Origin of the sequence: Pectobacterium sp. HCp5_1, assembly GCF_032905925.1 — a bacterium.
GTDB classification, from domain to species: domain Bacteria; phylum Pseudomonadota; class Gammaproteobacteria; order Enterobacterales; family Enterobacteriaceae; genus Pectobacterium; species Pectobacterium brasiliense_A.
The window spans coordinates 1-11752 of sequence record NZ_JAUMIO010000009.1 but is presented as its reverse complement, the minus strand read 5'-3'; the positions used below and the strand labels follow the sequence as shown (position 1 = coordinate 11752).

Genomic DNA, 11752 nt, shown 5'->3' with positions numbered 1-11752 from the left:
AGACCAACAGCCTGTGAAGTAATCAGGTCACCATCAGCAAGGAACGGCGGCACGTGAGCGGCAATCAGGAGGCATGATGTTGAGATCTTTTATTATGGTCGTGGGGCTTTGTGTCTCGTTGGCCGCCTGCTCAAGCCCAAATGTCAGAACTCCGGTTAACTGGAGTTATGGTACGGGCAGTAATATTGATATCACTAACAATACGCGAACGGAGTTTTATCGTGGTGGAAAACTTATTTACTCCGATCGTGAAGCGGGCGGTGGGGCGGGTGGACTGCTGGGCGACAGAATCACAGCCCGACGTTATTACTGGGCTGGGGGGGGGGGGCTTACCTACCGAAGGCGTTCCCGTCCCTGATAAGGTTTCGATAGAGATGGTCTCTTTCTACGATCGTAAGCGGTACCGAATCACGGTTGATTTACCTGAAAATTTAGCCCAGCAAATGCAACAGCGTTATCAGGTTGGCGAACGAACTGACCAGCGTAACTGGCTCTATTTTGGTCTTGCCCCCGGCGGCTATTATGAGGTGTTACTGCAGGGGGATTTACTTGGCGTCAGTCCGGATCTCTTGCTTGCCCGTGGCATTGCCGAAGAGGTCACCGATGATTGGTATGATAAAAAGGTACCCGTAGCAAGACAATACGGCATTGATGATTTCGACAAAGAGTACGGCGAACTGTTTAAACAGCACCCTGTCCCATTAGGTATGGACTGGGCACCGATCATGGATGCCTACCGCGCCAACCAGCCTAAAACAGACCAACAGCCTGTGAAGTAATGAGGTCACCGTGAGCAAGGAACGGCGGCATATCATCGGCAATCAGGAGGCATGATGTTTATTATAGCTACCCTCATCCTTGCGCCGGATGCTGGGTCAGCCGCCACGTCAGTGTCAGACCACATAGCCCTAGCAGCGCCGCCGCCAGATAAATAGAGGCGATGCCGGTATAGGCCATCAGCACGCCCGCCACCGGCCCGACGATGCCCAGCGATAAATCGAGAAATATCGTATAGGTTGCCAGCGCGCTCCCTTGATTCTGCGGCGATACGGCCTGAACGGCGACAACGCCTAATGCCGGGAACACCAGAGAGAAACCCGCCCCCGCGAGGAATGCACCGACTTCCGCCATCAGCGGCTGCGTCGCTCCCCAGACCAGCAATAACCCGACGATCTCAACCACGAAGCACGCCATCGCCACGCGCAGCCCACCAAACCGTTGAATACTGTTAGGAAACACCAATCGTGCACCGACAAAGGCACAGCTGAAAATGGTTAGCGTCAGCGCCGCGCCTTCCCAATTCCGGTCAGCATAAAACAGCGTGATGAAGGTGGCGATCACACCAAAACCCGCAGAGGCGATCGCCAGAATAATGCCGTAAACCCAGACTTTCCCCAGCACTTCGCGGAAGGGAATCTTTTTCCCCGGTGCGACCTGCACCGCCGGACGCGGCAGCGCGAGGACAATCGCCACGGCTGCGATCAGGATAATGCATACGGAAAGCAGTTTTAGCCCACCGATATGGTTGAGCCAGACGCCGAGCGGTGCGCCAATCGCCATCGCACCATAGGTGGCAATGCCATTCCATGAAATCACGCGCCCGATGTGTCGGGAACCGACCACACCGACGCCCCAGAGCGTTGCACCGGTACCGGCAAAGCTCTGTCCGGCACCCAGCACGATACGCCCGAGACACAACAGCAGCAGCGTGATTGCAGGCGAGGCGTCGCTAAAGGCGGCCATCAGGTAAAACACCCCGCTCAGCATGACGCCAGCGAGCCCCCAGACGACGATTTTCTTCGGTCCTTTTTCATCGGCGCTGCGGCCCGCATGCGGGCGGCTCAGTAGCGTGGAGAAGTATTGCAGGCTGATCACCAACCCAGCCCAGAATGCACTGTAGCCAAGGTGATCGTGCACATACCCCGGCAGCACCGCCAACGGCAGGCCGATATTCAGATAGCTGGCGAAGTTGAACGCCACAATCGAAACGATGCGCAGATTAAGGCGCAGACCGCTCAGCGCCGGTTCGGATGGGGAAGGTGTTGGCATGGAAAATTCACTCGCTTAACGTCCGTGTATGACGTACGTTCAGAAAAAATTGAAAAATCATATTGTTATATACTCTAAATAATTCGAGTTTCAGGCAGGCGGCAAGAGAAGGAGTCCCGATGAGCTTACTCAAGTAAGTGATTCGGGTGACTGAACGCAGCCAACGCACATGCAACTTGAAGGATGACGAGTATATTGTTGGTTATAATCAACCTTATGCTAATAAACTAATCCCGAACACAGGAGAAACGCAATGCCTGTACCGGCAGACCCGGAGCGCCAGTCAACATCGTCAACCCCAGAAGGGGATAAATCACCACAGAAACCCCTTTCGTTTCTGGGCAAGAGTAAGCGTCTGGTCGCCCGTATTCAGGCGATCCCCAGCGTGGCGCACCTGATTCGCGCGGGCGAACGTTTCAACGATCGGATGGGCAACCAGTTTGGCGCGGCCATTACCTATTTTTCCTTTCTGTCGCTGATCCCGATTCTCATGGTGTCTTTTGCCGCCGTGGGTTTCGTACTGGCCTCCAACCCTGACCTGCTGACAGAGTTGATTAACCGTATCGTCAACAGTATCAGCGATCCTAATCTGGCCAATACGCTGAAAAGTACCGTTAACACCGCCGTACAGCAGCGTACTACCGTGGGGATTACCGGTTTGCTGATCGCACTCTATTCCGGCATCAGTTGGATGGGAAACCTGCGTGAGGCGATTCGCGCCCAGTCGCGCGACGTGTGGGAACGGAACCCGAAAGATGAAGAGAAGATTTACTTTCAGTACACGCGGGATTTCCTGTCGCTGACCGGCTTGGTCATTGCGCTTATCATTACGCTTTTCCTGACTTCCGTTGCTGGCACCGCGCAGAACATGATTGTGACCGCGCTGGGGCTGGATGGCATTGAGTGGTTGCGCCCCGCGTTGACGCTGATTGCCCTGTCAATCTCCATCTTCGCCAACTATCTGTTATTTCTGTGGATATTTTTCGTTTTACCGCGCCATAAACCCAAACGCAAAGCGCTCTTTCGCGGCACGCTGATCGCCGCCGTGGGCTTTGAAGTGATCAAATTCGCGATGACCGTCGCGCTGCCTAAACTGGCCAGCTCACCTTCCGGTGCCGCGTTCGGTTCGGTCATTGGCCTGATGGCGTTCTTCTATTTCTTCGCGCGTCTGACGCTCTTCTGCGCAGCCTGGATCGCCACGGCGAACTACAAAGGCGACACCTCGACGGATAAGAATGAGCAAGAGAAAGAACCGCCCTCCGATCGCTAAAAGCAGCGTGAAAGCACTGGTTTTCCGATCTGCGTCATGAAAAAATAAAACATCGTTTCAAGGCTATTGACTCAGTCTCGCGTAATGTTGAGACTGACGTTAATTTCCGCATTTTTTATACCCAATAAACATCAGGTGCAGGGTACCTTTTCAAACAGGCCAAAAGTGATGACAACTACTAACATTGCCGTAATCGGCGAATGCATGATCGAACTGTCGCAGAAGGGCACGGATCTTAACCGTGGATTTGGCGGCGATACGCTGAACACTGCCGTTTACATTGCCCGTCAGGTAAACGCTGATAAGCTGGGCGTGCATTACGTGACCGCGCTCGGCACCGATAGCTTCAGTACCGAGATGGTGGCTGCCTGGCAGAAAGAAGGGGTGAAAACTGACCTGATTCAGCGACTGGACAACAAGTTGCCCGGTTTATACTTCATTGAAACCGACGATAGCGGCGAGCGTACATTCTACTATTGGCGTAATGATGCCGCGGCCCGCTACTGGCTGGACAGCCCGGAAGCAGAGAAAATTGGTCAGTCGCTGGCACAGTTTGACTATCTCTACCTGAGCGGTATCAGTCTGGCGATTCTGAACCCAGAAAGCCGTCAGCGTCTTCTCGCCCTGCTGCGCGCCTGCCGCGCCAACGGCGGTAAAGTGATTTTTGATAACAACTACCGCCCGCGTCTGTGGCAGAGCAAAGAAGAAACGCAGCAGGCCTACACCGACATCCTGTCCTGTACCGATATCGCTTTCCTGACACTGGATGACGAAGACATGCTGTGGGGCACGAAGCCGCTGGAAGCAGTGCTGGATCGGACGCACGGTTTGGGCGTTAACGAAGTGGTCATCAAACGCGGTGCCGATTCCTGCATCGTGTCTGAACGCGGACAAGAGCTGGTTGATGTCCCGGCGATCAAACTGCCAAAAGAGAAAGTGGTCGATACCACCGCCGCAGGCGACTCTTTCAGCGCAGGTTATCTGGCAGTACGTCTGAACGGCGGCAGCACGCAGGAAGCCGCACAGCGCGGTCACCTGACGGCCAGCACGGTCATTCAATACCGTGGCGCAATTATCCCGCTAGAGGCAATGCCTGCATAAACAGGCTGTCGCGTGATAATAAGTAAAAGGCCGCAATCGCGGCCTTTTCTATTTACTGATTAATGAGTTACTGATTAACGAATTACTGTGCGGCGGGTGCCGTTTCCTGCGGTTTCGTTCCTTCAGGAATGGCCCCTTCCGGCGCAGTCGCGGCGCTGGCAACCGGCTCGGTCGCTGGTGTCATAATCCGGTCGTAGGCTTCCTGCAACGCTTTCATATTCGCTTCCGGTTCACCAGGCTGTTGAATCAACATCAGCGTCGTATCCTGTACCAGCTGCTGGTGCAGTTCCTGATTCAGCATATCGAGCGTCAACGCGGACAGATAGGTCTGGCGCAGTTTCTGATACTGCTCGGGAGAAATATCCACGACGCCATTCTGCTGGGAGCGCAGTCGCTGATCCATCAGGATGTCCGTGCTGGTCCGCGCATAGGTCGCAAACAGCTTGTTCAGCTCGTCCGTCTTGCGCGCAATCAGCGCATCAAACTCTTGCTGTGTCAGCCCTTTTTCACGCAGCGTCGCCAGCTCACGCGCCATAAACGTTACGCCCGGCTCAACGCCCTCACTATTCGGGACATCCATATGAATCGCGCACTGAGAACGGGTATAAAACACATTGCAGTCGAAGCGGAGATTGTTGCTCTTCAGCGGGCTCTTCTCCAGCGCCTGCTGTAGGTGCCAGAACATCGCTTCCCGCGTCATATCGCCCAGCCAGTAGCGAACCAGCGCCTGCGATTCACGAATCGGGTGCCACGGGGCATCCCACATCAGCGACAGCGTATCCTGCTGGACGTTGTTATTCATCAGGCTGATCGCCTGTGGCGGTAGCGGGCTCAGTGTCGGCAACGGCGCGGGCGCTTCACGTTTTCCTTCCAGCGGGGAGAAGGCTTTCCCGATCTGCTCGATCACGCTGCGGTTATCCACATGACCGACGATGTAGAGCGTCATCGCATCTGGCGTGTACCAGGTTTTATAAAACTGCTGGAGCTGCTCGCCATTCAACGGCGGTTTGACGTCCTGAGCAGGATCGTGCGCCAGCAGGGGTGAGCCTTTCAGGCGATAGCGCCAGCTCGGATCCTGTGGATTAATCGGAAAGGTTGCTACCTGATCGGGCACCTTCAGCGCGGCCTGTAGGCTTTTTTCGTCAAACGTCATCTGCCCTGCGCTTTCCGCAAGCCACGCCAGCGCTTCTTTCAGCAGTTCGGGGCGATTGTTCGGCAAACTCAGGTTATACGACGTGAAGTCATACGAGACAATGACCGGAGGCAGGACGCGTGAGCTGTTAGCATCCCGCATCCACATAGAAGGCTGCTGGGCGGCAGACAGCTTATCGCCGGGCGCTAAGGCCAGACGGGGAAGAAAATGGGCAAAACCTACCTGCTGGGCGTTTTCCAGCAGCGACCCGGCATTCACAACCAGACGCAGCTCAACCCGATCGCCGGGGCGCTGTGGTGTGGTTAATAACTGCCAGGTAAAACCATTATCAAGCTTACCCTGCTGCCAGGCAGGATCGGGCTGTAGTGCTTCAGCCTGCACGCCGCTGCTGACCACAGCCAGCAACAAACCACCAACGAAAAGCGCCTTTTTGGTGCCCTGCATGTGAACCCCTACTCATAGCTATCCAACATAATAATGTGGTTATTGTTGATCATTATGGTGGCCTTGCGTCTGCCACCGCACACTCTCGTGGATATATCACGGAAAAAATTAAAGACGCGAAGTGTACCATTCCCTTGGACAGCGCGCTTTTGTCTATGTCACTCCAGAAGACGAAATAATCTGCAAAAAAGGTAAAAATAGTCATATTTAACAATATTTTTACGTTTCAGGGCGGGTAAGAAAAGGAAGGGAAACGGTTTGGTTCGAGGTGTTGGCAGACAAAAAATTCCCCACGGGGCGTTAACGCCGTGGGGAACTGATTTAGAAAACCGTATCGGAATTATGACTGTGCAGTCGGTGTAATCCCATTATCGTTCTTGTTGGTGCCAGACAGCTCAGCATCCAGTTTCTTCTCGTCCAGCTCGCGGCAGTATTTTGCTACCACGATGGTCGCCACACCGTTACCAATCAGGTTAGTCAGCGCACGGGCTTCTGACATAAAGCGGTCAATACCCAGAATCAACGCCAGACCGGCAACTGGCAGGTGGCCCACGGCAGACAGCGTTGCCGCCAGCACGATGAATCCACTTCCCGTCACGCCCGCCGCACCTTTAGAGGACAGCAGCAGTACCACCAGCAGGGTAATCTGATGCCAGATATCCATGTGGCTATTGGTCGCCTGAGCGATAAATACCGCGGCCATTGTCAGATAGATGGAGGTGCCATCCAGGTTGAACGAGTAGCCGGTAGGAATAACCAGACCAACGACCGATTTTTTACAACCGACCTTCTCCATCTTCTCCAGCATACGTGGCAGCACGGATTCAGAAGAGGATGTGCCCAGTACGATCAGCAGTTCTTCACGGATGTAGCGAATGAATTTGAAGATACTGAAGCCAGTCGCTTTAGCAATACTGCCCAACACCAGGAAGATAAACAGAACACAGGTGATATAGAAGCAGGCGATCAATTGCCCCAGTTGCACCAGCGTACCGACACCATATTTACCGATGGTGAAGGCCATTGCACCGAACGCACCCAGCGGAGCCAGTTTCATGATCATGTTAATGACGCCGAAAATGACCTTGGAGAAGCTGTCGATCACGTCAAAAATCACTTTGCCTTTTGCCCCTAAGCGGTGCAACGCAAAGCCGAACATCACAGCAAACAGCAGAACCTGCAAGATATTACCGCTGGCAAACGCACCGACCACACTCGCCGGAATCACGTCCATCAGGAACGGAATCAGACCCTGTTGCGAAGCCTGTTGGGTATAAACCGCCACCGCAGACGCATCAAGCGTACTTGGGTCGATGTTCATGCCCACGCCAGGTTGCACCACGTTAACCACGACCAAGCCGATAATCAGCGCAATCGTACTCACGATTTCAAAATACAGCAGGGCGACCGCACCAGTACGACCAACCGACTTCATACTTTCCATGCCTGCGATACCGGTGACTACCGTACAGAAGATAACCGGCGCAATAATCATTTTAATTAATTTAACAAACCCATCGCCCAACGGCTTCATTTGCTCGCCAAGCTGGGGGTAGAAATGCCCCAACAGTATCCCTATTGTAATGGCGGCAAGAACTTGAAAATAAAGACTTTTAAAAATTGATGTTTTCATACATACGTCCTATGGTGGGGAAAACACAGGAGGGGAATAGGGTACGAAAATGCCGCCTGTGATTGCGCCGGAAAGTAACATTGCAATAACAAGCTGAGAATGTTTTATAAGTTTAGTTTGTGAACGACAGGTTAAAAACAAGAGCTGAATCACGTCAGCAGGAATTATAAAGAAACATCAGTGCAATTTACTTGTAACAGATGCACATTTTTTCGGCAGCGACATTGCCTTGAAAAGCCCTCAAACCCCCGTCATACGGGGAATGTGCCGTTCAGGAAACATTTCTATGAGAAGTAACATTTGCGTTACCTGCAAATACTCAGGAAGGCACCGTAAGAGAATGAATCCCGGATTTTTTATCACGCCGCGCCAGCTGCATAGCAAAACGTGCCTGTGATAAAAGCAGTGCCGCATCCTCGGGTCGAGGATCGGTAATGGTAAGGATTCCGACGCTGACAGCCCGCGCAGGCTGGGAGCCCGCCGGTAAAAAGGGAGAATTAATCGCCAGCATCACGTTTTGCGCCCAATCTTGCGCCTGTCCGGCGGATTGCAGCTGCTTCCCGATGATAGCGAACTCATCACAGTCGAGACGCGCCAAATAGATGAACCCAGCCTCGTTCTGTTCTTCAATCGCCGCGCTGAGCTGCTTCGCCAGCGTGTCTACCTTGCCCTGCTTGCTGGCGGACGAATCAAGCCCGAAAACCAGCAGGCTGAACGGTGTCGCATCGGCCAGACGCTGTTCAAGGCGTCGCATGAAGTGCGCTTTGTCCGGCAGATCCGCGCCTTCCGTTCCGGCAGAAAGCGACTGCGCCAGCAGCTGTTGATTGCGGTTATAGCTGCGCACCAGCGCGCCCAGCTCATCGTCCTGATGCCAGTGCGGCAGCGTAAGTTGGCGGTGGAGCATGTCATCCGGCGGGAGATTCTGTAACTCGACAATAATCCCACGCAGCGGGTGTATCAGCAGGCGGTTAATGCACCAGGTAATGGCGATCGACATAATCAGCGCCAGTAGCAGATACGTCGCCAACATGGTTGAAAAGGTGCTTACGATAAATTGATACATCCGGTAGGAATCCGCCTGCAACACCAGATGCGCCAGCGGAGCCGAATACTGCGTCTGCGGCGGCGAATAGAGCGGAATAGAGATGCGGATAGGCAGCTTAAAGACCCGTGCGATCCAGTCTGGCACCGGACGCTCTTTCGGGAAATTCGCGTGCAGCGTCTGGAAATCATCCGGCAGCAGCACATCTGCCCGGCTCAGAAAGGCAACGGGTAATAGGCTGTCCAGAATATTGCCCGCCCGCTGAACTTCACCTTGTAACACCGCATCCGTCAGCGGTTGACGCACGGAATAGGCGATGCTCTCCAACTGCTTGGCATAATCTTCACGGCGCTGATGCACAAAGTGAAAGAGCTGTATGACGATAAACAGGCTGATCGTCACCAGTGCCACGGCAGACACGGCTGTCATCTGTTTAATCGTTAATGAACGTCTGAGCCGCAAGCGCTTTCTCCGTCAACCTTTTATGCAGACCTGAATACCTGGCCCACCAAACAACAAACAGGTGAGCAATATACAACGCGAAAAATGCGCACGCGTTACACACAGCAACACGATTTACACGCGGCAAATAGTATAAGGCAGCTTATCGCCGCCTTAACGCTGTTTTCTGCTGATGTTCGGGGGATTTCATCTTAATCCTAGGCTACCTTTGGCAACAGCGGTAACGCGGCCTCAGAATAGGGGATATCCCCTGCATAAGCCAGTATCGCTATTCGGGGAGCAATCTGAAGAATCGGGCAGGATTCTCGCCTGCCCGATAAAGTGATGGGGTGAGATTATTGCGGGTAAGGCACCCAGTCAGGCCTATTAGACCTCTCCGGCGGCACGCTCATCATCAGCGTCAGCGCACTGTCACCCTGTCAATTAGCACTGATAACAGTGGACAAAAAAACACGGGTCGCGAACAGCTTTCTACCCACCTCACGTTTGATAACCCACTGCGACTCGCTGACCGCTGGTGGCTCACCGCAAGCCGTGATAGCGCATTCAGCCATAGCTACGGCAGCAAAGCCTTATCGGGCGGGATGTCTTTGCCTTATGGCTACTGGACGCTCGGCTACCAATACGCCTGGAATGACTTTTTCCAACCGATCCCGATCGGCAGCAGTGCATAATGCCTTGATAATATTGGCAATACAGTGACGTTTTGGAATGCCATTGGCAAAAGGAGAATGCTGTCTCAGCCACGGGAGTTGGCACTCACCGAATTGCTGTATGGCTTTCCATCCCGATGCGCCGCTTAGCGCGGCGGTAAAGGTGAGGAAAATGACGTCCATCACTTCATGCTTTTTATTCGTTTCGCAACGTGGGTCGGTAATTCATTGATATAATTAAAGATAGTCATTGTCTTTCACTGAGTGTTAGTGGAGATAAAGCTCAGATCAATAAAATCGAAATAAGTTCTCTATTTCAATAAGTAAAGTGGGATCCCGCCCTGATAACCTGGCTTACACGATCTTGACGCCAGACTTTGAAGATCGCGACATCTACTTTCTTAATAATCAAGTAAGATATTATATTTAAAACTGTAGCGATGAAATTTCAATAGCTTATAGCGGCCAAAAAGAACTTATATCATCTCTTTTTGAAATGGTTCCAAAAGAAATTAAATCGAAGCTCCTTTTCCTTTTGGAAGGTCAAAAATAAGATAGAAAAATTCATAAATACAACGAGATAAGATAAAAACCTTAGAGTTCGATTACATATATTGTAGAAGAAGTAAAGTTGGGTGATAGCAACATTATCGCCTTATCTTTTATTGGTGAGTTAAAAGAATAAGTTCGCCATTGAAAAGTTATACGAGTATAATTTGTGCCCTTGCCAAGCGATCGCGGCAATAAAATCAAACATCAATGGAGTGAAACACGATGTCTTTATTTACGCAGTTACGTACGTTTTTCCTTTTCATCATAACCCTCTTCGCATTTCCCGCCCTCGCCCAACCTTCTTCTGGGCTGACCTGTGGGATTTATACCAATGACAGTGGGGTTAAAGCTTATGTAATAAATTCACAGGTTTTGCAAAAAAAATACAAAGATGAATACATTACATCACGCTATACCCTAGATAATGGAAAGGTTAACATAATCTCAATTGATAGTTTAAATCCACCAGAAATAAATGAATTAATCGAACAAAAAAAAGTTAAAGACTTTAATGAAGAGTATGTCCTGACAGAAAGAAAAAATTGTAAAGAGAATATTGGCATACCGAAAAGTAAAATAGGAAAAAAATGTTGGGACAATATAGGAACTTGCTCTTGGTTAATAGTAGAAAGTGATGTGAAAACACTTAAGGAATTATGCCAAGAGAACTTTTATACGGCTTGCCAACTTTGGCATACTCGTGTTTTCTTTCAGAACGAAATAAATACAATTACAGAAGAAACAAAAAACTTTGATATGCCACGAAAATCAGATCCAGAGTGGATCGAAACCATTACTGAATCATGCAGGTCTGGGCTATCAGAATTAATGTGTAATGATGCTGCTAGGTCATTGTGGAATAATGGACAATATCTTGCCGCAAGAGACGCACTGCAACTGGCTTGTAATACACGTGTGTGGGACGAATCAGTGTGTCAAAAAGCAGATGATTTACGTTCACTCACCGAAAATGATATTGCCTCATCAGTATCTGGGTTGCCAGTAGGTCATTATGCAACACGCGGTGGTGACGTTGATTTTACCATCACAAAAAACGGCACAGTGATAATAACAGGAAGCCCATCGGTTAAGGCGCAGCTCGATAATGGCCTGATTCGCATTCCACGTGACCTGGAAAAAGAAGCTATTGACCGCAGAAGTGATTTCATTCTCCGCCGTGCTGGGGAAAATAAGCTGATCGGCCTTGATATTTGGAATACGTTCAAAGTCTACGAATTACAGAAATAAGGTCAATCAGCAACCGAGTCTTTTCGGTCACGTATTCAACTCGGTGATCGTCAGGTAGAATGTTCATCTGTTTTCCTAAATATTTAGAAGAAGAGCCTGATGGCAACGGTTGAGGTAAAATGCCCGTTTTGTGAGCAAACAGACC

At 51.2% G+C, this 11752-nt stretch carries 9 protein-coding genes and 1 pseudogene; 5 read left to right on the top strand and 5 right to left on the bottom strand.

What is annotated here, in order from left to right:
* Nucleotides 1-221 precede the first annotated feature (221 nt).
* Entirely contained in the window at nt 222-779 is a 558-nt protein-coding gene (locus Q3A88_RS08815; RefSeq protein ID WP_317177748.1) for a DUF2931 family protein, read from the top strand.
* A 73-nt stretch (nt 780-852) separates the two neighbouring features.
* On the opposite strand, the gene Q3A88_RS08810 is transcribed toward Q3A88_RS08815, so the two are convergent.
* Nucleotides 853-2049: an MFS transporter gene (locus tag Q3A88_RS08810; RefSeq protein ID WP_110164320.1), complete on the bottom strand. Its 1197-nt coding sequence runs from the start codon at nt 2047-2049 to the stop codon at nt 853-855.
* Between the two features lie 253 nt (nt 2050-2302).
* On the opposite strand from Q3A88_RS08810, the gene yhjD reads away from it, so the two are divergent.
* Both yhjD and Q3A88_RS08800 read left to right on the top strand, forming a co-directional pair.
* On the top strand, nt 2303-3319 hold the full coding sequence (yhjD, locus tag Q3A88_RS08805; RefSeq protein ID WP_039551684.1) for an inner membrane protein YhjD: 1017 nt from the start codon (nt 2303-2305) through the stop codon (nt 3317-3319).
* Nucleotides 3320-3487: 168 nt separating this feature from the next.
* On the top strand, nt 3488-4420 hold the full coding sequence (locus Q3A88_RS08800; protein ID WP_010681401.1) for a sugar kinase: 933 nt from the start codon (nt 3488-3490) through the stop codon (nt 4418-4420).
* A gap of 82 nt (nt 4421-4502) precedes the next feature.
* Here Q3A88_RS08800 and Q3A88_RS08795 read toward each other — a convergent pair whose 3' ends face one another.
* The 3 genes from Q3A88_RS08795 to Q3A88_RS08785 all read right to left on the bottom strand — a co-directional run bounded on the left by Q3A88_RS08795 (nt 4503) and on the right by Q3A88_RS08785 (nt 9121).
* Nucleotides 4503-6017: a M16 family metallopeptidase gene (locus Q3A88_RS08795; RefSeq protein WP_205537708.1), complete on the bottom strand. Its 1515-nt coding sequence runs from the start codon at nt 6015-6017 to the stop codon at nt 4503-4505.
* Nucleotides 6018-6357: 340 nt separating this feature from the next.
* A complete protein-coding gene (locus Q3A88_RS08790; RefSeq protein WP_040043780.1) occupies nt 6358-7650 on the bottom strand; it encodes a dicarboxylate/amino acid:cation symporter in 1293 nt (430 codons plus the stop codon).
* A 319-nt stretch (nt 7651-7969) separates the two neighbouring features.
* Complete coding sequence (locus tag Q3A88_RS08785) at nt 7970-9121, bottom strand: diguanylate cyclase domain-containing protein (protein ID WP_317177747.1); 1152 nt, start codon at nt 9119-9121, stop codon at nt 7970-7972.
* 362 nt (nt 9122-9483) lie between these two features.
* Here Q3A88_RS08785 and Q3A88_RS08780 point away from each other — a divergent pair, with 362 nt between their 5' ends.
* Complete coding sequence (locus Q3A88_RS08780; protein ID WP_233991259.1) at nt 9484-9828, top strand: ShlB/FhaC/HecB family hemolysin secretion/activation protein; 345 nt, start codon at nt 9484-9486, stop codon at nt 9826-9828.
* Here the strand turns inward: Q3A88_RS08780 and Q3A88_RS08775 are convergent.
* Nucleotides 9826-10058 (bottom strand): annotated as a pseudogene (locus Q3A88_RS08775) (transposase family protein); the annotation flags it as partial. The gene Q3A88_RS08780 and the pseudogene Q3A88_RS08775 overlap by 3 nt on opposite strands.
* Nucleotides 10059-10581: 523 nt before the next feature.
* On the opposite strand from Q3A88_RS08775, the gene Q3A88_RS08770 reads away from it, so the two are divergent.
* Nucleotides 10582-11607 carry a hypothetical protein gene (locus tag Q3A88_RS08770; protein ID WP_110164323.1) on the top strand — a complete coding sequence of 342 codons (1026 nt, stop codon included), beginning with the start codon at nt 10582-10584 and terminating at the stop codon, nt 11605-11607.
* Nucleotides 11608-11752: the final 145 nt, after the last annotated feature.